Genomic DNA, 25,280 nt, shown 5'->3' with positions numbered 1-25,280 from the left:
CTTCGCACCTATCCCGTCGCGTCCACCAGCGCCAGCTCGTGGAGACGCTCGGGCGGGCCCGGGCGGGCGTAGTACCAGCCCTGTGCCGTGTCGCAGCCCAGCACCCGCAGCTGCTCGGCCTGCGCCCCCGTCTCCACGCCCTCCACCGTCACGGTCAGGTCGAGGCTGTGCGCCAGGGTGACGATACCCTCGACGATCTTCAGGTCGACGGGGTCCGCCGGGTACTGCTGCATGCCCTGGGTGAAGGAACGGTCCAGCTTGAGTATGGAGACCGGCAGACGGCGCAGATTGGCGAGGTTGGAGTAGCCGGTGCCGAAGTCGTCGAGCGCGATGTCCACGCCCATCTCCGCGAGCCGGCGCAGCGGCTTGAGCAGGTCGTCGTCGGCGCCGATCAGCGCGGACTCGGTCACCTCCAGGCACAGCGCGGCCGGTTCGATGCCGGTGCGCTCCAGGATCTCGACGGTGTCGGAGACGAGCCCGGGGTGGGTGAGCTGGCAGGGGGACAGATTGACGTTGACGCGCAGCGGGCAGTCGTCGCCGTGCTGCCGCTGCCAGTCGCGGGCCTGCCGCACCGACTCCTCGAGCACCCAGCGGCCCAGCGGCACGATCAGCCCGGTGTGCTCGGCGAGCGGGATGAAGCGGTCCGGGCCGAGCACGCCGTGCTGCGGGTGCAGCCAGCGCACCAGCGCCTCCGCGCCGTGCACCTGGCCGTCGTCGAGCCGGACCAGCGGCTGGTACTCGATGAAGAACTCGCCCCGGTCCAGCGCGGCGGGCAGCGCCGTGGTGAGGCCGTGCCGGGTGATGGCGCGGGCGTCGGCCTCCGGGTCGGCGAGCTCGTAGCGGTTGCCGCCGGCGGACTTGGCCCGGTACATCGTGATGTCGGCGCTGCGCAGCACCTCCGCCGGGCCGCGTTCGCCCGCCGGTCCCTCGACGACGCCGATGCTGCCGCGCACCAGCAGTTCCCGGCCGTCGATGCGGACGGGTCCGGACAGCGCGTTCATGATGCGGTCGGCGAGGTCGTCGACGCCGCGCTGGGTGTCGGGGCCGGTGGTCAGCGCCACGAACTCGTCGCCGCCGAGCCGTGCGACCATCTCGCCGGGCGCGGTGGCGCAGCCCTGGAGCCGGTCGGCGACCTCGACCAGGAGCCGGTCGCCCGCGGCGTGCCCGAGGCTGTCGTTGATGGCCTTGAAGCCGTCCAGGTCCAGGTAGCAGAGCCCGAACCGCTGGCCCTCGCCGGCGGAGAGCGCCTTCTCCAGCCGCTCGAAGAACAGGGTGCGGTTGGGCAGTCCGGTGAGCGCGTCGTGCGTGGCCTCGTAGCGCAGCCGCAGGTTGAGCAGCCGGCGCTCGGTGGTGTCCTCCATCAGCGCGAGCTGGTACTGGGGCGCGCCGTCGGGGTCCCGCAGCAGGGACACCGTCAGATTGGTCCACAGGACGGTGCCGTCGGGCCGGTAGAACGGCTTCTCCACGTGGTAGTGCTCGCGCTCGCCGCGCACCAGCTCCTGGTAGAGCCGCCACACCTGCGGGGCGTCCTCGGGGTGGGACCACTCGGCGACGTTGCGGTCGCGCAGCAGTCCCTCGGAGCCGCCGAACATGCGCAGCAGCGCGCCGTTGACCTCCAGGACGTTGCCGTCGAGGTCGGCGATGGAGATGCCTATGGCCGCGCCCTCGAAGACGGCGCGGAAGCGGGCCTCGCTCGCGTGCAGGGCCTCGGCGACGACGCCCTGGGCCTTGAGCGCGGCGGCGGAGATCGCCTCCTGCTCGGCGAGGGTGCGCTCGCGCAGCGCCTGGGCGAACCCGGCGGCCATCGCGTGCTGTAGCCGGGCGGAGCGGGTGCGCAGCGCCTCCTGCGAGTGCGGGGGCTGCGGTGTCTGCGGGGCGTCCTTCGGCTGCGTGGCGTCGGCGGGGGTGCCCGCGTCGCCGCAGTAGAGCACCAGGTAGGCGTCGACGCAGTCGAGCGTGGCGCTGAGCGCCTCGGGGTCGGTGCAGTAGGCGTCGATGAGGGCGGCGCCCACCGCCCTGGCCTCCGCGGCGTCGAACGCGCGCGCCCGCAGCGCCTCGCTGAGCCGCCGGGCCAGCGGCAGCAGCAGGGCCTCGAGCTCGGGCCGGGTGAGCGGCGTCGTGGCCACCGGGAAGACGGCCCGGCTCCAGATCGTCGCGAACCGGCGCAGTCTGTCCTCCGGCCCGTCCGGCTCCGCGCTCACGCCGTGCGCCCCACGCCGGCGAAGCCCGCGAAGGCGTAGGGATCCTCGTCCTCGCGCGCCGTGTCGGGCCGCCAGTCCGCCATCGGCACCAGCCCGGGTTCCACCATGTCGTACCCCTCGAAGAACCGCGCGATCTCCTCGCGCGAGCGCATGATCAGCGGATTGCGGATGTCCTTGTACACGTCGACCGCGCCCTCGGCCCGCTCCGCCGGCAGCGGAATGCCCTCGTACGAGGCGTGCGTGAGCACGAGCAGGCTGCCCGGCGCGAGCGCGTCGCGCAGTTCGGCCACCGCCCGGTACGGGTCGTTCGCGTCCTCCACGAAGTGAAGTATGGCAACGAGGAGGAGGGCTACCGGACGGTTCAGGTCGATCAGGCGCCCCAGTTCGGGGCTGGCGAGGATGTCGCGGGGCTTGAGCAGGTCCGCCGCGACGACGTCGGCGTCCGGATTCCTGCCCAGTACGGCCTGGCTGTGCGCGACGGCCACCGGGTCGTGGTCGACGTAGACGACGCGGGCGCCGGGGTGTGCCTCCTGGGCGACCTCGTGGACGTTGCCGTGGGTGGGGATGCCGGAGCCGATGTCGAGGAACTGGGTGACGCCCTCGGCCACGGCGTACCGTACGGCCCGGCGCAGGAAGGCCCGGTTGGCCCGCATGATCCTCGGCAGACCCGGCAGGAACTCCATCGCCTTGCGGGCCGCCTGCCGGTCGACCTCGAAGTTGTGCGAACCGCCCAGGTAGTAGTCGTAGATGCGAGAGACGGAGGGCACCGATATGTCGATGTTCCGTGGGGCCCAGGCGGGACGCTCCATCTAGCACTCCAAGGCGGTTGACGGCGACTTGTGTCGGCTTGGGCCGGCTTGCGACGGCCGAGCCGATCCGGTGTTCGAGCCGAAGGCTACTGATCGTCCGCCAACAGGGCGAGAGGAAACGGAAATTGCACGTCCGTTCCGGTCCCGCACGCGGGGCACGTGCCGAGGGGGCAGGCGCACACGGAGGCGCCCCCTCCGCGAGGCGGAGGGGGCGGCCGGGGAGGGGGAGAGACGGACGGTTACTTCTTCTACTTCTTCGGCGCACCGACCGGCTTGCCGTCCGGAGCGACCGCGTACCACGTGCCGCCGACGCCCTGTCCGTTGGTGTCGCCGGCGGCCTTGTCACCGGCGAAGGTGTAGATGGGCCAGCAGTTGACCGTCATCTGCTTGGCGCCGTCGGGGCGGGTGAACGGCATCAGGCCCTTCTTCACGACGCCCTTGGTGTCCGCCTCCTCGACCGGGGCGACGACCGGCCACTTCTCCAGGCAGGCGCCGGTGCAGGCCGACTTGGAGACGGGCCAGGCCTGGTCCTTCATGAAGCGGTAGACGGTCCTGCCGTTTCTGTCGACGACGATGTCGCCGAGCTTGGCGTCCTTGCGGACGGAGAGGCCCGGCAGCGTCGCCTTCTTGCCGTCGGCGGCCGTGGCGAACCACTTGCCGCCCACGCCCTCGCCCTTGGTGTCCCCGGCCTCGGTGTCCTTGGCGTAGCGGTACATCGGCCAGCCGGCGACGGTGAGCTGCTTGGTGCCGTCGCTCCGGGTGACCTCGCCGATCAGGGACTTGTCGATGCCGGTGGCGGCCGAGGCGCCCTCCGCGGGCACCGGCGGCCAGACCTTGGCGCATTCGCCGGCGCAGGAGGACTTCGGCGGCTTGGCGGTGTCGTCGTCGAAGCGGTAGAGGGTCATCCCGGAGCCGTCGGTGACCACGTCGCCGAGGTTCGCGCTCTCGCTCAGGGACAGCTTGCCCGCCGGTTTGGCGGTGATCGCGCTCTCCCCGATCCGGGAGCCGGACCCGTTCGGGCTGGCGGCCCCGGACGGTGAACTGGTCGCGTAGCCGCCCGCCGCGGCGCCGACGTTCTGACTGCCGGTCGACTGGCCGCCGTTGTCCTGGCCGCACGCCGTCGTCAGCGCCAGGAGCGCGGCCGCCGTCGCCATGAGGGAGGCGCTCCGCCAGGCTCTGTTCATTGTCAACTCCAGCTATCTGCTTGCCACTTGGCTGTCACCGCGGGCTCGTGCGCCGCTTATGGCCCTAGGTACGCGCGGGGGCACCACCCGTGTTCAACGGCGTCGGGAATTTCTGTGGGCAATGTCAAACCCGGACGGGAAGTTATCCCTCCTTCGGGGTATTTGAGCCGATCTTCCGCGTGTATGACCACGGGGCGGCCCATGCTCTCCGTCGTGCATGGATCCGAATCGAGCCGATCGGCCGTCGCCGTGCGGCTGTTGGGCGTGATGACGCTGGTGTGGGCGCTCGCGGGCGCCCCCACCGGCACGGCGTCCGCCGACGCCTGCGCGTACGTCTCGGGCGGCCTCGGCGGCGGGGTCCGCACCGGCTCGGGACGCGGGGGCGCGGGCTTCGGTGCCGGGGGCGGCGGGGGGGGGGTCGGGGTCGGTCTCGGTGTCGGTTTCGGCGGGGTGGGCGTCGGCTTCGGGGGGGTCGGTTTTGGCGGGGGGGGGGGGGGCGGGGGGGGGGGGGGCCGGGCACGGCCCCCCCCCCCCGCCGTGCCCGCCTCCGCCGCCCCCGCCCTGCCCGACGCCGACACCGCCCCCGGCGCCCACCCCGCCGCCGAAACCGACGCCTCCGAAGCCGACGCCCACCCCGCCGAAACCGACACCGAGACCGACACCGACGCCCACCCCGCCGCCCCCGGCACCGAAGCCCGCGCCCCCGCGTCCCGAGCCGGTGCGGACCCCGCCGCCGAGGGCCGCGGTCCCGCCCCCGGCACCCGCGCCGACGCACGCGGCGAAGCCGAGACCCAGGCCGACCCCGAGCCCCCCGGCGTCCCCCGTGAGCTACCCGGCGTACCACCCGCCGGCCGCGCACCACCGGGTGCGCTCGAGCACCTCGCCGGTGGTCTTCATGCTCCTCATCACCGCCCCCGCCGTACTCGCCGTCGCCGCACTCCGTCCGCGCTGACCGACCCCGCGCCGGACCCCACCCCCGCTCACTGGAGGCAACCGTTGTCGGAATGGCTTGTTCTCGCCCTCGCCATGCTGGCCGCCTGTGTCGTCGTGGTCATCGTGACCTTCCTGCGCCACCGCACGGCCGCCGAGGACGACGATCCGTCGGAGACCCCGGACGTGATCGAGTACATGACGATGATGATCGGCGTGGTCTACGCCATCGTCCTCGGTCTGGCCATCGCGGGCGTCTGGGAGGCCCGCAGCGCCGCCGAGGACCACGTCCAGACGGAGGCCCAGGCGCTGCACGAGGTCACGGAGCGGGTGCAGAACTACCCGGCGGACGTGCGCGAGAAGGTGCGGGCGGACGTCGACGCCTATGTGCGGTACGTCGTCCACACCGAGTGGCGCACGATGGCGGACGACGGAGAGGTGACCGCCCGGGGCGGCAGGCTCCTGCAACGCGTGCGCGACGACGTCACGGAGTACCGGCCGAAGTCGGACTACGAGGCACAGGCCTACCAGCCGCTCGTCGACCAGGTGGCCGCCGCGGACGCCGCCCGCGCCGCCCGCGCGGACTCGACGGGGGCGACGATGCCGGGCGTGGTGTGGTTCGGGCTGCTCACCGGCGCGGTGGTGACCATCGGCATGGTCTTCGCACTCCAGATCCGGCGCACCACCCGGGAGCTGATCCTCGCCGGGCTGTTCTCGGCGCTGATCGCCTTCCTGCTCTTCCTCATCTGGGACTTCGACGCTCCCTACAGCCGGGGCCTGTCGGCGTCCACGGACCCGTTCCTGGCGCTGTTCCCGCATCTGTGACCCCGGCCGGCGGGAGGCGGCCGGGGCACCCCGCCGGTGCGTTTCCCGCCCGAACGGCCGAGTCGCGTGACCCGTTCGTCGCACTGCGATCGCGCCGCCGGTCACCCTTTCCTAGCGTTTCGGGCGACGAGGTGCATTTCTGGTGCAAGCGGAAAAGGTCCGCAGCAAGGCTCCTCGGGGACGTGGAGATTCATCATGCGCGCGATACGCGTTGCGTCGGCCGCACTGCTGGGCCTGAGCGCCCTGACCTTCACCGCTCCCGCCGCCGTCGCCTACGGCGGCGGCGAGGGCGAGGGCGAAGGGGGCCACGGGACCGGCGAGTCGGCCCACCTCAGCATCGGTGTCATGCCCGAGGAGGTCGCCCCCGGCGGCCACGTCACGCTGACGGTACGGGGCTGCGACGAGACCGCCCGGGTCTCCTCCGGTGTCTTCGACACGGTGACGGTCCCGAAGGGGCAGAAGTCGGCCTCGGCCATGGTCGACTGGGACGCCCGCCCGGGGGCCACCTACACGGTGACCGTCCGCTGCGGCCGGGAGACGGAGCAGGCCGAACTGACCGTCAGTGAGCGCGCGCAGGGCGGCGGCGGCCATACCGGCTCCCACGAGATGCCGCCCGGCAACCCGGAACACGGGGTGCGCGCCGGCATCGGCGGCAGCATCGGCGGCTTCGACCTCAAGGAGATCGGCCTCGGCACCGCGCTCGTCACGGGCTCGGTGGGCGTCGCCTGGTACCGGGCCCGCCGCCGCGCCGCGGCCGGCACGGCCGCCTGACCCGTCCCGCATCCCCCTTCCTCGCCCCGGAACCCGCCCACGGGTCCCGGGGCGAGGTGCGTGTCCGGCAGGTGGCGTGACGGCGTCGGCCCCCTCGTCACGGTGGTGGACGAGGGGGCCGGCCCGTTGGGCGTGCGGAAGCCGCTCAGCCCTTGTGCTCCGAGCGGCGGCGCATCCAGAACACCCCGCCGCCGACCAGTGCCCCGGCCACCAGCGTGCCGCCGATCGCCATGTCGGCCGGGGTGGCGCCGACGGTGCTGGCACCGCCGAGGCCGCCGCGGACCCCGCCGATGACGGTGAACGCCCGGGCCCGGGTGAGGACCTGGGGATCGCGCCCGTCACCGCAGCGCACCGTGACGTCGTACCGGCCGGGCCGGGCGTTGACGTCGACGCTGACCGTGGCGGTCGCCGCCGCGTTGTCGCCCACCGGCCGCAGCCGGGTGGTGGGGAAGACCGGCGCGGAGACGCTGCCGTTGTGCCGGCAGCGGCTGCCGTCGACCGTGATGGTCAGCCGGCCGCCCCGGGAGACGACGCCGGGCCGGACGACGATGTTCCGCAGGGTGTCGTCACCCCGGCCGCCCTGGCCGTCACCGCCACGGCCGCCCTGTCCGCCGTCGCCGCCCCGGCCGCCGCCGTCACCGCCCTGGGGATCCTGGCCGTCCTGACGGCCGTCACCGCCCTGGCCGTTCTGGTTGCCCTGGCCGTTCTGGTTGCCCTGGCCGCCCTGGTCGTCGCGGCCGCCCTGGCCGCCCTGGTTGTTGGGGTCGTTCTGGTCGGCGCGGCCGTTCCCGCCGTCCGTGGTCTCGGTGTAGCTGCTGACGCTGGTGCCGTTGACACCGCCGCCGGGATCACCGCCCGGATCGTTCCAGGCCGCCGCCGTGGGCGCGGCCAGCCCCACGGCCAGGGCCGCGGCGGCACCGGCCGCCAGGGCACGAGTGGTACGCATGTCACCTCCGCGGAAGGCGCCCCGGGACCCGGTCCCCGGTCGATCGGCGAGCAAGCGCCTCCCAGACAGACCCTCAGTTGCGGTGCGGAAAGCCGCATGTCGACGCTGGTCCGTTCCGGTGGGACGACACGCCGAGGGATTTTCGCGCCGGGGAAGTCGCCGCAGGTCACGCCCTGTCGGTACGCCTCGCCGCGCGGCAACTCGGATGGCGCACGGCCGTGCGGGGCACCACCCGTTCGTCCGCTCCCCCGTCGCCCGCCGCCCACGCCGCGCTTAGCGTGCTGCCATGCGCGAGTGACACGGCGACGGCCGTGCCGAGAGGGGATGGCGAATGTCTGCGTCCGTGGTTCCCACCGAGCCCGAAGCGGAGGAGAAGCCGAAGAAGCGCGCCCCGTGGGGCGTGATAGCGCTTGTCCTGCTGACCGGCCTCGCCCTCATCCGCAACGGCTCGGGCGAGTTCGACTCCGGCCCCCCGCAGCCCGCGACGGCCGCGGCCGCGCAGGACAGCGCGAGCCCGCGCCCCAGCGCCTCCGCCCCGGCCTCCGTCACCGGCTCCACGCCCGCCCCGCTGCCGTACTCCGCGGTCGACCGGGTGCGCATCCCGATGATCCAGGTCGACGCCCCCGTGATGCCGGTGGGCCTGGACTCCGACGGCTGGGTGGCCGCGCCGCCGCCCGACGACCCCAATCTCGCCGGCTGGTTCACCGGCGCCGTCTCCCCCGGCGAGAACGGCACGGCGGTCGTCGTCGGCCATGTGGACAACAACAAGGGCCCGGCCGTCTTCTACGGGCTCGGTGCCCTGAAGAAGGGCAACCACGTGGAGGTGCGGCGCAAGGACGGGAAGACGGCCGTGTTCGAGATCTATGGCATCGAGGTCTTCGACAAGGCGAACTTCCCCGGCGACCGGGTGTACGGCTCCACGGGCCGGCCGGAGCTGCGCGTCATCACCTGCGGCGGCGGCTTCACCAAGCAGAACGGCTACTCGGGCAACGTCGTCGTCTTCGCCCGCCTGACCGGGGTGCGCTGAGTACCCCGGCCGGGGGGCGGGTACGTCCGCCCGTTTTCTAGGCGAAGGCGCGCCGGGGCAGCATCAGGTGGTAGCCGGAGTCGAGCAGCCACGGCAGATACCGGCGCAGTGCGCGGACGCTCTGCGAGCGGTTGCCGCCGGCGTCGTGCGAGAGGACGACCACCCCCGCGGCGGCGCCCTCCTCGACCCGGTCGACGATGACGTCCGTGCCCGGCGTGGTCCAGTCCCGGGTGTCGACGGTCCAGGCCAGCGGTTCCATGCCCATGTCGGAGCCGAGCCGGAACGTGGTGCGGTTCCAGGCGCCGTAGGGGGCGCGGAACCACAGGGGGCGCTCGCCGTAGGCATTCTTGATGACCTTGCTGGTGCGGGTCATCTCCGAGCGGATCCCGTCCCGGCTCATCCGCGTGAGCAGCGGGTGGGACCAGGTGTGGTTGCCGACGAGATGGCCCTCGTCCGCCATCCTGGCCAGCAGGTCCTTGTACTCGACGGCCATCTCGCCGCACACGAAGAACGTGGCGCGGACGTCGTACTCGCGCAGGGTGTCCAGGATCTGCGGGGTGTAGCGGGGGTGGGGGCCGTCGTCGAAGGTCAGCACCATGCTGCGGCCGTGTCCGGGCATGCTCAGCAGCGGCTCGTGCCGGACGGGGGTGCGGGGCGGTCCCGCGGGACCCGCCGCGTAGCCGGTCAGGGGCCGCAGCCGGTAGGCGGAGGGCGCCGACGGACGGTTCGCGGGGGCGCCGGCGAGGGGCGCGCGCGAGGCGGAGGCGCCGGCGCCTCCGTCGTTGTCGTCCGTGCCGAGCAGCGCGGCCGTGCCCGTCGCACCGGCCGCTCCCAGAGCGGCGGCGCCGGCCAGCAGGACCCGGCGTCGGGTGAACAGCTGATCCTTTTTCATGACTCATCAGTCGCGCAACGGCGGGGCGACACCGCTGAGCAACACCGCCGCGGCGCCGGGAAAGCACTCGCCCGGGGGAGCGGCACGGGCCCGGACCCGGCGGCGCCCGCTCCCCCGTCCGGCCAGTGGACTCCCGCCCGGGTACGGGACCTGGGGGTTCCGATAACCTCCAGCCGTGACTGATCAGCATCCCCCGCAGTTCGAACGCGGTACCGACGGCCCCAAGGTCATCGTGGTCGGCGTGGACGGCTCCGAGTCCTCGTTGCGCGCCGCGGCGTACGCCGGGGGCCTGGCCCGTCGCCAGCACGCCCTCCTGGCGGTGGTGTACGTGCAGCCGGTCATGGCGGCGGGCGCGGCGATGGGGGTGCCGGTCGCCGAGACGACGGACGAGATCGCCGAGGGCATCGCGGCCCAGATCCGGCAGGAGACGGAACGGGTCAAGGACACGTTCGAGATCCGCTGGCAGTTCCACACGTTCCGCGGCGATCCCTACGGCGGCCTGGTCAAGGCCGCCGATGAACTCAAGGCGGACGCGGTGGTGGTCGGCGCCTCGGAACAGGCCGGCCACCGGTTCATCGGCTCGGTGGCGATCCGACTGGTCAAGGCGGGCCGGTGGCCCGTGACGGTGGTGCCGTAGGCCGGAGCCCGACCGTTCATCGAACCGTTCGCCGACTACTTCGACCGTCCACCGCACCGCCCCGCCCCCACCCTGTCCGAAGGACATTCCACGCGCTGGCATACGGCCATGACGGCCGTGACCACCCGTACCCACCGCACGACGACCGCCGAGCACGAGCTGGCCGCGCTGCAACGCGAGCACGGTCGGCCGCTGTTCGCCCTGCTGCTGCGGTTGTGCGACGGGGACCGGCAGCGGGCCGAGGATCTGGTGCAGGAGACGCTGCTGCGGGCCTGGCAGCACCCCGAGGCGCTCCGTGCGCACGACTTCACCTCCGTGCGCCCCTGGCTGCTCACCGTCGCGCGGCGGCTGGCCATCGACGCGCGCCGGGCGCGTCAGGCCCGCCCGGCCGAGGTCGGCGACGCCGTGCTGGCGCACGCCCCGGTGTGCGCGGACCACGCGGAGCGCTCCGCCGCCATGCTCGACGTACGCGAGGCTGTGAAGACACTCACACCCGAGCATCGCGAAGTCCTGGTGCAGGTGTACTTCCGCGGGGCGAGTGTGGCGGAGGCCGCCGAGGCGCTCGGCATTCCCCCCGGTACCGTGAAGTCCCGCGCGTACTACGCGCTGCGCGCCCTGCGCAGAGTGCTACCGGGATACGCGGCCGACCTGCGCTGAAACCGAAGAACAGGTCAAGGCTTCGCAAAGCGCCTTGCTGCGGACCATGGTTGGGCAATGGGCTGTCCTCATCGGTGACGCGCACGCACCGGAGGAAGGCGGGGAAGGATGTTGCACAGGGGTCAAGAGAGCACGGACGGCGACGACGGCGGCGAACTGGCCGTCCCCATGGCATGGATGTACGCGGAGTACATCGCCGACGAACTGCTGCGCACCGGCGACCTCATGCCGCCGACGTCCTTCGAGTTCAAGGCGGGCCGCGACGCCCTGGCGCTGACCATCTTCCTCTCCGACAGCGACCGCGAGCTCTCCGGGATCAGAGTCGTCACCCAGCTGGAGACATGGCTGTCGCTGACGGCGTACGACCAGCCGTGGCAGGACTGGGTGAGCGAGCGGCTGGCCGATCTGTCCGCCGTGGCCGCCGAGTCCGGGCGCCCGGACCCCGATCTGGAACTGGCCGAGGCGGCCTGGCGGTGGCTGGAGGAGACCGAACTGCTCGCCCCCGACCTGGACGCGGTGCCCGGCGGCGCGGCCGCGGCGGCCGGTGAGGACGACGGCCCGAAGGTGTGGACACCCGCCTGGCAGCTGGGGCTGCCCCTGGGGCACCTGGCCATCCACCTCTTCTAGGCCGTCCTTCCAGGACCTGCTTCCAGGCCCTGCCCCGTCATGCCGGTGCCCCGGCGCTCCCGGTGGGCGGGAGTGCCGGGGCGGTGGTGCGGGAGGGGTCAGCCCTGGCTGCAGTAGTCGACCCAGCGGTGCGAGGAGATGTTGTTGTTGACGCTGGCCCCGAACTGCTCCAGTCCGGCACCGTAGGTGAAGCGGTACTCGCCGGTGGTGGTGTCGATCCAGCGGTCGCCCTGGCTGATGCACGCGTGGGCGCCGCCGGCGTTGGGGGCCGTGTACAGGTCGACGGCGTCGAGGCCGCCCGCGTAGCCGTTGTTCCAGATGTCGGAGGTCAGGTTCCGGCAGGTGCCCCAGTTGTCGGAGTTGCCCAGCCACTTGCACTCCCGGCCGCCCCCGTAGGGCTGGGTGTAGACGTGCAGGTAGCCGTCGGCGGCAGCGCGCGCGGGCGACTGGGCGCCCGACTCCAGCGCCGACGCGCCGGACACCGGGGAGAAGAGGGTGGCCACGGCGGCGGCCGAGGCGGCAAGGGTGAGAACACGCTTGAGGGACATGGGATTTCCTCGTTTCGTCAGTTTCATCGGTTCTGTCAGCGATGGGGCTCGGTGCGACCACGGCCCGGCGGCCGTGGTGGTCTGTGAACGGCGCGCGCGGGTCAGTCGCCGCGGGCGACGATCGTGCGGGCCCGGGGCAGCGCCTCGCGCCTGAGGCGGGCGAGATCGGCCGTCTCCCTCGGGTGACGGCGGCTCAGTTCCGCCCGGTACTCGGCGTCCAGGGACTCCGTCACCTCCGGCAGTCCGCTGCCGGCGGCGCAGGCGGCCTCGGCGGAGGCCAGCCGCACCTCCTTCGCGTGCGGCCACGGACGGCTCGGCCGTGTGGCGGCGGCGCGGGACGCGGCGGGGTCGGCGTAGGTGTACCCGTGGCCGCGCATGCAGCGCGCCCAGGGTTCGACGGCCGCCTTGTAGCGCTTGTCACCGGTCACCAGGCCGAGGCGGATGCCGGCCAGGGTGTCGGTGACCCGGGTGGCGCGGAACCACGCCTGGAGGTCGCCGTACAGCTCGCGCTGCGCGGTGGCCTGGCAGCCCTGGTCGCTGTGGGTGACCCGTATGCCGTTCGGCAGCCGGGCCGACAGGCCCTGGGGCCGGGTTCCGTTGAGGTCGGCGACCAGGGCGGCCCTGGTCGCGGCCGGTGCGGAGCGGAGGTACTTCTGGTTGGGGTCGGCGCGGACCTCCGCCTCCCGGGCGCGGCGCAGATCGGTTCCGTAGCCGTGCGTCCGGGCCCATGCCGGGTCGTCGACGACGTAGGGGAAGCGGACCGAGACGTCGTCGGGCGGTGGTGGTTCGATCCAGTACTTGTGTCCCTTCCCCTCCATGCACTCCTTGATGAGGAGCTGTTCCGCCAGTTGCAGCGTCTCCTTCGCGCCGGTCGCGGCCCGGTGGGTGCCGGGTCGTCCGGCGGCCGGTGCCGACGTCCCGTTCGCGCAGCCGGTGACCGTCGTCGCCAGCAGGCCGGCGGTCAGCAGGGCCAAGGTCCAGCGGTGCATCGGGCGACTCCCTGGGCGCGGATCGGACGGGCTCGTTGCTTTCGAGTCGTTGACGGTCCGCGGCGGGCGCCCGTATGACGTCGGGTCCGGGAAAAACTTTTCGCGGCCGTTGTCATACGAGGGGCCCCGGCCGGCCGTCTTGCGTACGAGGGACCCCTGACGCTCCGATCCGGCCAAGTGGCCGTCGCGGCCGGCCCCCGTAGCGCCGCGGCCACCGGCCAGGATGCCGAGCCCACCCCGGGTGCGGGCCCTCCCGGGCAGGGGCCGGATCCGGACACGGCGGTCCGGGCACCGGCCTGTGCGCGCGCCGCCGTCGATATCGTTGCCAGGCTCCGCGGAGCGGGCACGGCACGGCGATCGGGAGATGATGCTGGACATACGGCTACTCGGTCCGGTGGAGGTGTGGGCGGGGGGCCGGCGCGCCCCGCTGGGCGGGACCAGACCCCTGGCGGTGCTGTCCGCGCTCGTCGTCCATCTCGGTGAGGTGCTCTCCACCGACCGGCTCGTGGACTGCGTCTGGGACGAGGAGACGCCCGCCACCGCCGGCGCCCTCGTCGCCACCCATGTCTCCGCCGTCCGCCGCGCGCTCGCCAAGGTCGGCGCGGAGGGGGTGATCCGGACCCGGCCGCCGGGGTACGTCGCCGAACTCGCGCCCTCCTCGATCGACTCCCGCCGTTTCGAGGAACTGCTCGCCTCGGGCCGGGCCGCCGCGGGCGGGGGCCGCCCGGAGGAGGCCGCGGAGCTGCTGTCCGAGGCACTGGGTCTGTGGCGGGGCCGGGGGGCGCTGGAGGGGCTGGGCCAGTCCTTCGCCCGGATCGAGGCGGCCCGGCTGGCCGAACTGCGGCTGGTGGCCCAGGAGGACTCCTTCGCCCTGCAATTGACGCTCGGCCGCGCGGACCGCGTGATCGCTCCCCTGCTCACGCATGTCGCCGACCATCCGCTCCGCGAGCGGCCGCGCGGCCAGCTCATGACCGCGCTCTTCCGCACCGGCCGGGTCTCCGACGCCCTGCGCACCTACCAGGAGGCGCGCGAGATCCTCCGGGACGAACTGGGCGTGGACCCCGGCCCGGAGCTGCGGGCGCTGCACCAGGCGGTACTGACCAACGACGCCGCGCTGCTCGGCAAGGAGTCCCGGCCGGCCGCGCCACGGCAGGGGCGGGGCGGCCCGGGCCGTCCCGGGCCGGGCACCGCGCCGGGGACGGCGACCGAGCCCGTCCCCTCGTATCTCCCGCCCGACATCGCCGACTTCGTGGGCCGCTCGGCCGAGATCGACTGGGCCGTGTCGTTGCTGGGCGGGGTCGACGATGCCGGCCGCACCGCCCCGCCGATCGGCGTCGTCTCCGGCCGCTCGGGCAGCGGCAAGACCGCCCTCGCCGTGCACGTCGGCCACCGCACCGCCGAACTCTTCCCGGACGGCCGGCTGTTCGTGGACCTGCGGGCCGCCGACGCCACCCCGGTACGGCCCGCCGACGCGCTCACCCGGCTGCTGCGCGCCATGGGCGCGGCACCGGAGACCCTGCCGGCCTCGGTGGAGGAACTGACCGGGCTCTACCGGACGCACATCGGCCGCCGGCGCACCCTGCTCATCCTCGACAACGCGGCCGGTGAGGCGCATGTGCGGCCGTTGCTGCCGCCCGGCGGCGGTTCGGCCGTGCTCGTCACCAGCCGCCGCCGGCTGGTCGCGCTGGAGGGCGCGGCCCATCTGGACCTGACCGTGCCCGACGAGGCGGAGGCGCTGGAACTCCTCGGGAGGGTGGCGGGGAAGGACCGCATCGGTGCCGAGCCGGAGCGGGCCGCCGAGATCGTCGCGTTGTGCGGGCGGCTGCCGCTGGCCGTGCGCATCGCCGGGGCACGGCTCGCGTCGCGGCCGCACTGGGGGCCGGGCCGGCTCGCGGGGCGCCTGCGCGACGAGCGGCGCCGGCTGAACGAACTGCGGGCCGGCGACCTGGAGTTGCGCTCCAGCCTCGAACTCGGTTACGCCGACCTCGACACGCACGAGCGGGCGGCGTTGCGCCGACTGGCGCTGCTCGACCTGCCCGACTTCGCCGGCTGGATCGCCGCTCCCCTCCTCGGCATCGCGGTGGAGGAGGCGGAGGAGACGGTGGAGCGGCTGGTCGACTGTCACTTCCTCCACGTCGTCGGCCGGGACGGCACCGGCCGCACCCGCTACCGCATCCACGACCTGGCCCGTGAGCACGCCCGCGAACGCTGCCTGTCGGAGGAGTTGGCCGAGGACCGCGAGGCGGCGGTGCTGCGTCTGGTGGCCTGCTGGCTGGGGCTCGCCAAACAGGCCGCCGCCCGTGGTCCGGGCGGTGTGACCAGGTACTTCCCGCAGCCGGAGACCGTGCTCTCCCTCGACGCGGAGACGGAGGAGGAGCTACTGGCCCGGCCCGCGGCCTGGTTCGCCGCCGAACAGGCCTGTCTGCTGGCGGCGGTGGAGTACTGCGCCGACCACGGCGCGGCCCGCGCCGCCCGCGATCTCGCCGGGGCGCTGGCCGCCAGTTCGGCCGCGCTGTACAACCGGTTCGACGCCTGGTCCACCTCGCACACGGCCGCCATGGCGGCGGTGCGCCGCAGCGGGGACGCCGAGGGCGAGGCCTGGCTGCTCACCGGGCTGGGGCAACTGGCCTACGAGCAGGACAAGTTCGAGGAGTCCTACCGCTGCTTCGAGCAGGCCCTGCGGCGCTTCGGGGAGTACGGGGACGTACCGCAGGGCGAGGCGGTGGCGCTCGACGGCATGGCCACGGTCCGCCGTGAGCAGGCCGGCCACGCCGAGGCGCTGGAGCTGCTCCAGGGTGCGCTGGAGCGGTACGAGCGGACGGGCGACCGCGGGGGCCGGGCCCGGGCGCTGTACGGCATGGGGTACGTGCACCGGGAGCAGGGGCGCGGTGGGCCGGCCCGTGAGGCCCTGTCCCGGGCCCTGGAGCTGTACCGCGCCGTGCCCGACCCGCACGGCGAGGCGCTCACCGTGCGGGCGGTGGCGCTGTGTCACCGGGCGGAGGGGAACCTCGCGGAGGCCGAGCGGCTGCTGCGGGAGGCACTGCGGATCTTCACCGGTCTGCTGGACGGCTTCGGGGTGATGTACACGGAGCAGTCGCTGGCCAAGGTGGAGCTGCGCACGGGCCGCACGGCCCGGGCCCGCGAGCGGCTCGACCGCTGTCTCGCGGTGGCCCGCGAGCGCCAGGACCGGTTCGGTGTGGCCCTGGTCCTGCGCACCCTGGGCGAGTGCCATCTCGCGAGCGGCGACACCGAGGCCGCCCGGGAGCCGCTGGAGCTGGCCCTGGCCGGCTGGGAGGCGCTGGGCCTTCCGGTCTGGCGGGCGCGTACGGCCTGGGACCTGGCCGAGGTGTGGTCGACGGACGGCAAGGAGGAGGAGACGCGGGCCGCACGGGCCGGGGCGCTCGCGGTCTTCCGGGAGCTGGACTGCCGGGAGGCGCGGGAACGGGCGTAGCCACGGGGGACGGCGGGCACGGGGCGCCGGGCAGGCACGGGCGCCGGGCAGGCACGGGCGCCGGGCAGGCACGGGCGCCGGGCGAGCGCCGGTGTCGGGCAGGCGCCGGTGTCGGGCAGGCGCAGACGCCTGGCAGACGCGGGCGCCTGGCAGACGCGGGCGCCGGGCAAGCGCGGGCGCCGGGCGAGCGCCGGTGTCGGGCAGGCGCCGGTGTCGGGCAGGCGCAGACGCCTGGCAGACGCGGGCGCCGGGCAAGCGCGGGCGCCGGGCAAGCGCGGGCGCCGGGCAAGCGCGGGCGCCGGGCGAGCGCCGGTGTCGGGCAGGCGCCCGTGTCGGGCAGGCGCAGACGCCTGGCAGACGCGGGCGCCGGGCAAACGCGGACGTCGGCGGGCGCGGGGCCCGAGGGTCGGCCGGCACGGGGCGCGGGGCGCCGGGCGGGCACCGGGCGTCAGGCGGGCACGGGGCGTCAGGCGGGCACGGGGCGCCGGGCAGGCACGGGGCGCCGGGCAGCCGGGGCCCGAGGGTCGGCCGGCACCGGGCGCCGGCGGGCGCGGGGCGCGGGCCGCCGGAGGCGCCGTCGGGGCGCGAACCGGGGGCTTGCAGAGCATCTCCAGAGGTTCTGCATCGGGTACGGCGACGCTGTCGTACGTGACGGACATCATCACGCTCGCCGACCCCCGGGTCGCCGCGACGGCCGTGGCCGAATGCGGTGAGCCGCTGGTGGATCTGCGCGACGACGGCCACCTGCGGCTCGATCACCGGCAGACCGACGACGACGGCAGCTTCGCCCGCCTCCGGGCGGGTGCGCGGGAGCGGCTGCTCCGGGCGCAGCGGCTGCTGCCGGCCGGCCTCCGGTTCCTGGTGGTGGAGGGCTACCGGCCGCCGGAGCTGCAACGGCGCTACTTCGAGCGGTACGCGGCGACGCTGCGCCGGGCGCATCCGGCGGCGCCGCCGGAGCGGATCCGGGAACTGGCGAGCGCGTACATCTCCCCGCCCGAGGTAGCGCCTCATGTCTCGGGCGGGGCGGTCGACCTGACACTGTGCGACCCGCAGGGGCGTGAGCTGCCGCTCGGCACGGACGTCAACGCGACCCCGGAGGAGAGCGACGGCGCCTGCCGCACCGCGGCGCCGGGCATCACGGCCGAGGCCCGCGAGAACCGGGCCCTGCTGGGCCGGGCGTTGTCCTCGGCCGGCTTCGTCAACTATCCGACGGAATGGTGGCACTGGTCGTACGGCGACCGGTACTGGGCCCTGCTGACCGGGGCACCGGCCGCCCGGTACGGCCCCGTCGACCCGTTCCCGCCGGCGGACTGACCACCGCGCGCGGGACACACCGGACAACCCGAACGACCGAACGACCGAACGACCGAACGACCGAAGTACCGAGGGGGAAGAGAAGTGGCCATCAGCGACGTCACCTGTCCACCACCGGCACCGGCGCGCGCCGACGAGGAGGGGATGAGTCCCGGAGAGTTCGACGCGTCCTTCATCGCGGACATCCCGCGGTTGCGCAGACGGCTGGTGGCGCTGACGGGCAATCCGCACGACGCCGACGACCTGCTCCAGGAGACGTATCTGCGGCTCTCCCGGCGGGCCCGCACCCGCGGCCTGGCGCGGCAGCGGCATCCGTACGCCTACACCTGCGCCGTCGCCCTCAACCTGCTGCGCGACTCGTGGGTGCACTCCTCCCGCCGTGAGCAGACCACCGACCGGCTGCCGGAGGCCGGCTGGGACGGCGGCATGGGCTCCTACGAGGCCGCCGCGGCCGCGCTCTCGCTGCTCGGCGTGCTCTCCGAGCGGGAGGCGGCCGCGGTGATCCTGGTGGACCTGGAGGGGCTCAGCCACGACACGGCGGGCGAGCGACTGGGCGCCCACCGCGGCACCGTGCAGCGCAACCGTATGCGCGGGCTGGCGAAGATGCGCGCCGCACTCGGCCGCTGATCCCCGCCCGCCGACCGCCGGCGGGTCATCCGCCGGCCACCGGTGTGCCGCGCCTCCACGGGGGTGGGGCGCGGCGCACCGGTCTCCGTGCCCGTCACCGGGGCGCCCGGTGACGTCGACGTCGACCATGTGAGGAAGAGTTCCGTGCGCAAGAGTTCCATGACGAACGGCGGCACGCGCCGCCGGACCACCGGTGCGCTCCTGGGGGCCTCGGTCCTCGGCCTGTCCGCCTTCGTGTCCGTTCCGGCCCACGCCGCCCCGGCCCAGGCCGCTCCCGCCCACGCCACCACGGCCGCCGCCGACTGTGCCGTGCTGAGTCCCGGGGCCTCGGCCACCGCGCAGGCCGCCGTGAGCGCGGCCTGTTCCCAGATCGGCGTCTGGTACAGCTGGGGCGGCGGGCACGGCGCGACGCCAGGTGCCACCTACGGCTACTACGACGGTTCCGACCCGGACAGCCTGCACGACAACGAGCGCAAGGGCTTCGACTGCTCAGGACTGGTGCGTTACGCGTACTGGCGGGCGACCGGCAAGGACCTGCTCAACGGCACCTCCGACGACCAGTTCCACAGCTCGCAGGCCACCGCCCGTTTCTCCGCCTCGCAGGGCACGGCCCCGTTGCTGCCGGGCGACCTGATGTTCTGGGGCAGCGGCCACATCCACCACGTCGCCATGTATCTGGGCGGCGGGCAGATGGTCGAGGCCTACGAGTCCGGTACGCACATCCGGGTCGCGCCGGTGCGCACCGGCGGCGACTACGCGGGCGCCATCCGGGTCAACGGCTCCGGCACGCCCGTCCCCCCGCCCGCGGACGGCGGTACGGTCTTCGAGACCTGGGGCACCGGGGTGCGCACCCACTCCTCGCCGAGCACGTCGGCCTCCGTCGTCGACACCTTCGCCGGCCCCACGCAGGTGTCGGTCCAGTGCCAGGAGCACGCGGAGACCGTCACGGCCGAGGGCTACACCAACGACATCTGGTCCAAGCTGTCCGACGGCTCGTGGATGACGAACATCTACATCAAGGGCCCGGCCTCGCTGCCCGGCGTCCCGGACTGCGGCGGCAGCAGCGTCCCGCCGCCCAGCGGGGGCAGCACGGCGTTCCAGACCTGGGGCACCGGCGTGCGCACGCACAGTGAACCGAACGTCAACGCCGCCGTGGTGGACTACTTCGCGCAGCCGACCGGCGTGAACGTGGTGTGCCAGGCCCACGCCCAGCTGGTGACGGCCGACGGCTACACCAACGACGCCTGGGCGAAGCTGACCGACGGGTCCTGGATGACCGTCATCTACATCAAGGGCCCGGAGTGGCTGCCGGGAGTGGCCACCTGCTGACCTCGCGCCGCCTGCCGGCCGCACGCGCCGGAATCCGCCCGTCCGGGGGCCCGCTCCGCCCCCGGACGGCGCCGGAACCCGGCAGGAACGCGGCCGACCAATCCGGGGGCCCGGCCGCTCCGAATGTCTGGGCCGTTTCTTCCGTGGCTTGAGTGATTCGACGGCCAGGTCCGTACCGATGGGCAACAACGACACACCCCCACCCGCTCCACCGGCATGAGGATTTGGTATGAGGTCCCTGGAACGCCATCGCGACGTCGGAGCCTACGCGCTCGGCGTACTGGACGAGGCGGAGGCATTCCGCTTCGAGGACCACCTCATGGAGTGCGCCGGCTGCACCGCGCACATGAGCGAGTTCCGGCCCGCCGCGCGGCAGTTGATGCTCTACCGGGAGGCCACCCCGCGCTCCGTGCCCCCTGCGGCGGCGCCCGGGCCGCGGCTCCTGGAGCGGCTGCTCGACGAGGTGGCCGGACGGCACCGGACGGGCCGCAGGCGGTGGCTGGTCGCGGTGGCGGCGGCCGTCGTCCTCGCGGTGGGCGGCCCGGCGGCTGCCCTGCTGGCCGACGACGGCGCGGCCGCGCACCAGGTGACCGCGACGGACGCGGGCACCGGCGTGTGGGCGCGGATCACGGCACAGGACCGGGAGTGGGGCAGCGACATCGGCGTCACCGTCAAGGACGCCTCCGGCCCGCACTCCTGCCGGCTGGTGGCGATCGGCCGGGACGGCTCCGAGGAGACCGTGACCAGCTGGAGGGTGCCCTCCGACGACGGCGCGGCCCTCACCATGGAGGGCGGGGCCGCGCTCGCGACCGGGCGGATCGACCGCTACGAGATCCGCACGGACGACGGGGAGCGGCTGCTGACGCTCGACTCGCGCTGACGGCGGTGAGGCGCGCTCACTTCAGCAGCCGGGACATCCGGCGGTCCGCCAGCGGCCTGCCGCCCGTCTGACAGGTGGGGCAGTACTGAAGCGAGGAGTCGCTGAAGGACACCTCACGGACGGTGTCGCCGCACACCGGGCAGGGCTCGCCGGTACGGCCGTGGACACGCAGTCCGCTCTTCTTCTCCGCCTTCAGCCGCCCGGCGGCCACCCCGCGCGAGCGCTCCACCGCCTCGGTGAGGGTGCCGCGCAGCGCCTCGTACAGGCGGTGCACCTCCTCCGGGGTGAGGGAGGCGGTGGGCTTGAACGGGGACATCCGGGCGGCGTGCAGGATCTCGTCGCTGTAGGCGTTGCCCACCCCGGCGAGCAGCCCCTGGTCGCGCAGGGCGCCCTTGAGCTGCCGCCGCTCCCCCGCGAGCAGTCCGGCCAGCCGCTCCTCGTCGAAGCCGTCGGCGAGCGGGTCGGGGCCGAGCCGGGCGATGCCGGGGACCTCCCGCGGGTCCCGTACGACGTACACGGCGAGCCGTTTCTGCGTACCGGCCTCGGTGAGGTCGAGACCGGCACCGGTGTCGAGCGCCACCCGGAGGGCGAGCGGGCCCTTGCCGGGCCGGGGCGGGGTGTCGGGGAGGCGGTCGCGCCAGTGCAGCCAGCCGGCCCGCGCCAGGTGGGTGACCAGGTGAAGGCCGTCGGCGTCCAGGTCCAGGAACTTGCCGTGGCGGTGGACGGCGGTGACGGTACGGCCCTGGAGCGCGGTGGGCGGCGGGTCGTACGTCTTCAGCACACTGACGGCGAGCGGCAGGACGCGGGTGATCGCGTGGCCGACGAGATGACCGGTGAGGAAGTCGCGCAGCGCCTCGACCTCGGGCAGTTCGGGCATCCTCCCAGCGTGCCACGGCACGGTGCCGGCTGCCCGGCGCCGCTACGGGTCCTCGTCTCCCGGCACCGCGAACTCGCACCACACCACCTTGCCGCCGCCCCGCGCCTCGACGCCCCAGACGTCGGCCAGCAGATCGACGAGGAGCAGTCCGCGCCCGGAGACCCCGGAGGCGCCGGCCTCCCGGCGGCGCGGGAGCGCGCTGGAGGAGTCCTCGACCTCCGTGCGGAGCCGGCGGTCGGGACCGGGGAACGAGCGCAGGGTGACGACCGCCGCCCCCTCGGTGTGCATCAGCGCGTTGGTGATCAGCTCGTCGGTGACGAGTTCGATCTCGTCGGCGCGGTCCCGCGCACCCCATGCGCGGACGGCCGCCCGGACCATGTGCCGGGCCTCGCGCAGCGCCTCCGGGTCCCCGGGCGCCACGTGCTGACGGAGCCGGCCGCCCGCGCCGCGCGGCTGTGCCCGGCGGCGCAGGAGGAGCAGGGCGACGTCGTCGGCGGCATCGCGCGCGGCGGCGCCGGCGATGAGCCGGTCGGCGAGGTCGCCCACGTCCTCGGGTCCGGCGGCGACCTGCTCCGCGAGCCCGCGCATGCCGTCGTCGGGGTCGAGCCCCGGCTGTTCGACCAGGCCGTCGGTGCACAGCACCAGCGTCTGGCCGGGGTCCAGTTCCATGGTCTGTACGGGGTACTCCAGGCTGTCGAACAACGCGGACAGCCCGAGCGGAAGGCCGCCCTCGACCGGGACGCGACGGCAGCCGCCGTCGGCGTGCCGGACGAGCGGGTCGACGTGTCCGGCGCGGACGAACTGGACGACGCCGGTGGCCGGGTCGAGCTCGGCGTACAGGCAGGTCGCGAAGCGCTGGGTGTCGAGCTCGTGCAGGAAGACGGAGGCGCGGGCGACGACCGTGGCCGGGGTGTGCCCCTCGGCCGCGTAGGCGCGCAGCACGATCCGCAGCTGGCCCATGACGGCGGCGGCCTGGGTGTCGTGGCCCTGGACGTCGCCGACGACGGCGCCGACCCGGCCGCCGGGCAGCGGGATCAGGTCGTACCAGTCGCCGCCGATGTTCCGCCCGGGCGAGCCGCCAAGCACGGCGGCGCGGTAGCGCACGGCCACGTCGGCGTCGGGCACGCGGGGCAGGGAGCGGGGCAGCATGGCCTGCTGGAGTTCCTGGGCGAGGTCGCTCTCCTGTTCGTAGAGCATGGCGCGCTGGAGGCTCTGCGCGATGGTGCTGCCGAGCGCGACGAGGATGTCGCGTTCCTCGGTGGTGAAGCCGTGCCGGTCGCCGTAGAGGAGGCCGATGCCGCCGATCGGGCGGGCCTGCGCGACCAGCGGCAGATAGGCGGCCGAGGTGATGCGCAGATGGCTCAGGTGCGGCCACAGGATCGGATAGCGCGCGGCGAACTCCCCCGGCGACTCGATGAACTGGGGGCTGAGGGTGCGTACGGCGTCGCTCATCGGGTACGGCTCGTCGATTCCGGTGATCTGGGTGCCGGGGAGGAAGTCGCCGGTGGGTCCTTCGGCGACCAGGCGGATGCGGCCGCCCTCGACGAGTCCCATGACGAGGCTGGCGGCGCCCATCCGGGTCAGCCCCTCGCTCTCCCGCAGCACGTCGATGACGTCCTGCACGGTGCGCGCGTGGGCGAGCGCGGCCATGGTGGTCTGGGCGACGTCCGCCTGCCGGCGCCGGGCGCTGTCCCGGGCGGCCTGTTCGCTGCGGGCCCGGCTGTCGCGCAGCTCCTGGGTGGCGTCGCGGACGATGCCGATGATCCGGCGGGCCCGGCCGGTGTCGTCGCGGCGGATGTAGCCCTGGGTGTGGGTCCAGCGCAGCCTGCCGTCGCGGCGGCGGATGCGGAAGTAGGCGCCGTAGATCTCGCCGCCCTCCTTCAGCGCCCGGCCGACCACCTCGTCCAGACGGGGGACGTCCGGCGGGTGCAGCCGGGTGCCCAGGGTCTCGATGCGGTCGTCGTACTCGTCGGTGCGCAGGTCGAACAGCTCGTGGGCCTGGGCGTCCATCTGGAGGAAGCCGGTGTCCAGGTCCCAGTCGAAGCTGCCCATGCGGTTGAGCGCCAGGATCGGGTCCGGGCGGTCGGGCCAGTCGTCCGGGAGCGACGGGGCGCTCACTCCCCGATCAGCCATGAGGCCCACCTTGCCAGCGTTCGTCCGGATATCGGGTGCGGGGCGGAACCGGTCCGGGCGGCGCGCCCGGAAAACGGTTGATCACTATTGTCTGCACCGGCCGTGCGGGGCCCGCAAGCGGAGCCCGCGGGCGGGCTCCGCGGGCGGGGGTCACGTCGGCACCGGGTGCGGGTACCCGGGTACGACACCGGCACCCGGCGGGACGAGAGGAGACCGGCCGCGATGGAGTGGTTCACGGCACCGGACTACTGGCTGAGCCGGCTGGTCTTCCAGCGCGCCCTGGCCGTGGTGTACCTCGTCGCCTTCCTGGGCGCGGCGTTGCAGTTCCGCGCGCTGATCGGGGAGCGCGGAATGCTGCCGGTGCCCCGGTTCACCGCGCGAGTGCCGTTCCGGCGGGCGCCGAGCGTCTTCCACCGGCACTACTCCGACCGTTTCTTCGCCGGCTGGGCGTGGACGGGGTGCGCGGTGTCGGCGGCGCTGGTGGCGGGGGTGGACGGGTGGCTGCCGCTGTGGGCGGCGATGGCGCTGTGGCTGGTGCCGTGGGTGATGTACCTGTCGATCGTCAACGTCGGGCAGACCTGGTACGGCTTCGGCTGGGAGTCCCTGCTCCTCGAGACCGGGTTCCTCGCGGTGTTCCTCGGCAACGACGAGGTGGCGCCGCCGGTCGTGGTGCTGTTCCTGCTGCGCTGGCTGCTGTTCCGGCTGGAGTTCGGCGCGGGGCTGATCAAGATGCGCGGCGACGCCTGCTGGCGGAAGCTGACCTGCCTGGACTTCCACCACGAGACGCAGCCGATGCCGGGGCCGCTCAGCTGGTTCTTCCACCGGCTGCCGAAGCCGGCGCACCGGGTGGAGGTGGCCGCCAACCACGTCACGCAGATGGTGGTGCCGTTCCTGCTGTTCGCCCCGCGCCCGGTGGCGACGGCGGCCGCCGCCCTCATGGTCCTCACGCAGCTGTGGCTGGTGCTGTCGGGCAACTTCGCCTGGCTGAACTGGCTCGCCATCGTGATCGCCCTGTCGGCGATCCCCTTCCCCGCCTCGCCGCCGCGCACGGCCCCGGTACCGCTGTGGTACGAGGTGGTCGTCCTCGCCGTCGGGGCGGGGCTGGTGGCGCTGAGCCACCGGCCGGTGCGCAACATGCTCTCCCGGCGCCAGGTGATGAACCGCTCCTTCGACCCGTTGCACCTGGTCAACTCCTACGGCGCGTTCGGGTCCGTCAGCCGGGTGCGGCAGGAGGTGGTGATCGAGGGCACGGCGGACGAGGTGCCGCGGGAGTCGTCCGAGTGGCGGGAGTACGAGTTCCGGGGCAAGCCGGGGGATCCGCGGCGGTGGCCGCGGCAGTTCGCGCCGTACCATCTGCGGCTGGACTGGATGATGTGGTTCGCCGCGCTGTCGCCGGCGTATGCGGGGGCGTGGTTCGGGGGGCTGCTGGAGCGGCTCCTGGCGGGCGACCGGGACACGCTGCGGCTGCTGCGCCGCTCCCCGTTCCCGGCGGACGCGCCGCCGCGGTTCGTGCGGGCGCGCCTGTACCGGTACCGGTTCACGACGTGGCGCGAACGCCGGGAGACGGGGGCGTGCTGGGAGCGGACCTACGTCCGCGAGTTCATGCCCCCGAGATAGCGGGGGTCC

21 protein-coding genes are annotated in these 25,280 nt (G+C 74.0%); 12 read left to right on the top strand and 9 right to left on the bottom strand.

Annotated features, from left to right (window positions below):
* Positions 1-8 precede the first annotated feature (8 nt).
* From IO29_RS34390 to IO29_RS34380, 3 genes are all read right to left on the bottom strand, one after another.
* Positions 9-2,201: a putative bifunctional diguanylate cyclase/phosphodiesterase gene (locus IO29_RS34390; RefSeq protein ID WP_030378477.1), complete on the bottom strand. Its 2,193-nt coding sequence runs from the start codon at positions 2,199-2,201 to the stop codon at positions 9-11.
* Positions 2,198-3,010 carry an SAM-dependent methyltransferase gene (locus IO29_RS34385; protein WP_030378476.1) on the bottom strand — a complete coding sequence of 271 codons (813 nt, stop codon included), beginning with the start codon at positions 3,008-3,010 and terminating at the stop codon, positions 2,198-2,200. The genes IO29_RS34390 and IO29_RS34385 overlap by 4 nt, the downstream gene beginning before the upstream one ends.
* Positions 3,011-3,258: 248 nt before the next feature.
* Positions 3,259-4,194, bottom strand: coding sequence for an SCO0930 family lipoprotein (locus tag IO29_RS34380; RefSeq protein ID WP_030378475.1), 936 nt, complete (start codon positions 4,192-4,194; stop codon positions 3,259-3,261).
* A gap of 996 nt (positions 4,195-5,190) precedes the next feature.
* Here IO29_RS34380 and IO29_RS34370 point away from each other — a divergent pair.
* Both IO29_RS34370 and IO29_RS34365 read left to right on the top strand, forming a co-directional pair.
* Entirely contained in the window at positions 5,191-5,949 is a 759-nt protein-coding gene (locus IO29_RS34370; protein ID WP_030994010.1) for a bestrophin-like domain, read from the top strand.
* A 195-nt stretch (positions 5,950-6,144) separates the two neighbouring features.
* Positions 6,145-6,720 (top strand): hypothetical protein, encoded by a 576-nt coding sequence (locus IO29_RS34365; RefSeq protein WP_030378472.1) that lies wholly within the window; start codon positions 6,145-6,147, stop codon positions 6,718-6,720.
* 145 nt (positions 6,721-6,865) lie between these two features.
* Here the strand turns inward: IO29_RS34365 and IO29_RS40305 are convergent, their stop codons facing one another.
* A complete protein-coding gene (locus tag IO29_RS40305) occupies positions 6,866-7,666 on the bottom strand; it encodes a hypothetical protein (protein ID WP_324608150.1) in 801 nt (266 codons plus the stop codon).
* A gap of 331 nt (positions 7,667-7,997) precedes the next feature.
* Here IO29_RS40305 and IO29_RS34355 point away from each other — a divergent pair, with 331 nt between their 5' ends.
* Complete coding sequence (locus IO29_RS34355) at positions 7,998-8,693, top strand: class F sortase (RefSeq protein ID WP_030378471.1); 696 nt, start codon at positions 7,998-8,000, stop codon at positions 8,691-8,693.
* A gap of 37 nt (positions 8,694-8,730) precedes the next feature.
* Here IO29_RS34355 and IO29_RS34350 read toward each other — a convergent pair whose 3' ends face one another.
* Positions 8,731-9,585, bottom strand: a complete 855-nt coding sequence (locus tag IO29_RS34350) for a polysaccharide deacetylase family protein (RefSeq protein ID WP_030378470.1) — start codon at positions 9,583-9,585, stop codon at positions 8,731-8,733.
* 175 nt (positions 9,586-9,760) lie between these two features.
* Between IO29_RS34350 and IO29_RS34345 the strand changes: the two genes are divergently transcribed.
* From IO29_RS34345 to IO29_RS34335, 3 genes are all read left to right on the top strand, one after another.
* Positions 9,761-10,222 carry a universal stress protein gene (locus tag IO29_RS34345; protein ID WP_030378469.1) on the top strand — a complete coding sequence of 154 codons (462 nt, stop codon included), beginning with the start codon at positions 9,761-9,763 and terminating at the stop codon, positions 10,220-10,222.
* Between the two features lie 108 nt (positions 10,223-10,330).
* Positions 10,331-10,879, top strand: coding sequence for a sigma-70 family RNA polymerase sigma factor (locus tag IO29_RS34340; RefSeq protein ID WP_030378468.1), 549 nt, complete (start codon positions 10,331-10,333; stop codon positions 10,877-10,879).
* Between the two features lie 108 nt (positions 10,880-10,987).
* Entirely contained in the window at positions 10,988-11,506 is a 519-nt protein-coding gene (locus IO29_RS34335; RefSeq protein ID WP_030378467.1) for a hypothetical protein, read from the top strand.
* 98 nt (positions 11,507-11,604) lie between these two features.
* Here IO29_RS34335 and IO29_RS34330 read toward each other — a convergent pair whose 3' ends face one another.
* Positions 11,605-12,054 carry a hypothetical protein gene (locus IO29_RS34330; RefSeq protein WP_030378466.1) on the bottom strand — a complete coding sequence of 150 codons (450 nt, stop codon included), beginning with the start codon at positions 12,052-12,054 and terminating at the stop codon, positions 11,605-11,607.
* A gap of 101 nt (positions 12,055-12,155) precedes the next feature.
* Complete coding sequence (locus IO29_RS34325) at positions 12,156-13,043, bottom strand: hypothetical protein (RefSeq protein WP_030378465.1); 888 nt, start codon at positions 13,041-13,043, stop codon at positions 12,156-12,158.
* 364 nt (positions 13,044-13,407) lie between these two features.
* Here IO29_RS34325 and IO29_RS34320 point away from each other — a divergent pair, with 364 nt between their 5' ends.
* The 5 genes from IO29_RS34320 (at position 13,408) to IO29_RS34300 (ending at position 20,644) form a co-directional block, all read left to right on the top strand.
* The gene (locus IO29_RS34320; protein WP_234307440.1) at positions 13,408-16,494 is read left to right on the top strand and encodes an AfsR/SARP family transcriptional regulator; all 3,087 of its coding nucleotides are present in this window, start codon (positions 13,408-13,410) and stop codon (positions 16,492-16,494) included.
* A 648-nt stretch (positions 16,495-17,142) separates the two neighbouring features.
* Positions 17,143-17,808: a M15 family metallopeptidase gene (locus IO29_RS34315; RefSeq protein WP_030378463.1), complete on the top strand. Its 666-nt coding sequence runs from the start codon at positions 17,143-17,145 to the stop codon at positions 17,806-17,808.
* Positions 17,809-17,952: 144 nt separating this feature from the next.
* Positions 17,953-18,435, top strand: coding sequence for an RNA polymerase sigma factor (locus tag IO29_RS34310; protein WP_051707444.1), 483 nt, complete (start codon positions 17,953-17,955; stop codon positions 18,433-18,435).
* 159 nt (positions 18,436-18,594) lie between these two features.
* Complete coding sequence (locus tag IO29_RS34305; RefSeq protein WP_030378461.1) at positions 18,595-19,764, top strand: C40 family peptidase; 1,170 nt, start codon at positions 18,595-18,597, stop codon at positions 19,762-19,764.
* Positions 19,765-19,993: 229 nt separating this feature from the next.
* Complete coding sequence (locus IO29_RS34300; protein WP_030378460.1) at positions 19,994-20,644, top strand: zf-HC2 domain-containing protein; 651 nt, start codon at positions 19,994-19,996, stop codon at positions 20,642-20,644.
* Between the two features lie 16 nt (positions 20,645-20,660).
* Here the strand turns inward: IO29_RS34300 and IO29_RS34295 are convergent, their stop codons facing one another.
* Entirely contained in the window at positions 20,661-21,521 is an 861-nt protein-coding gene (locus IO29_RS34295) for an Fpg/Nei family DNA glycosylase (protein ID WP_030378459.1), read from the bottom strand.
* A gap of 42 nt (positions 21,522-21,563) precedes the next feature.
* Positions 21,564-23,654, bottom strand: coding sequence for a SpoIIE family protein phosphatase (locus tag IO29_RS34290; RefSeq protein WP_030378458.1), 2,091 nt, complete (start codon positions 23,652-23,654; stop codon positions 21,564-21,566).
* Positions 23,655-23,876: 222 nt separating this feature from the next.
* Between IO29_RS34290 and IO29_RS34285 the strand changes: the two genes are divergently transcribed.
* Complete coding sequence (locus IO29_RS34285; protein WP_030378457.1) at positions 23,877-25,271, top strand: lipase maturation factor family protein; 1,395 nt, start codon at positions 23,877-23,879, stop codon at positions 25,269-25,271.
* Positions 25,272-25,280: the final 9 nt, after the last annotated feature.

The organism is Streptomyces sp. NRRL F-6676 (assembly GCF_000725625.1).
GTDB lineage: Bacteria > Actinomycetota > Actinomycetes > Streptomycetales > Streptomycetaceae > Streptomyces.
This window is presented reverse-complemented; position numbering and strand designations above follow the sequence as displayed.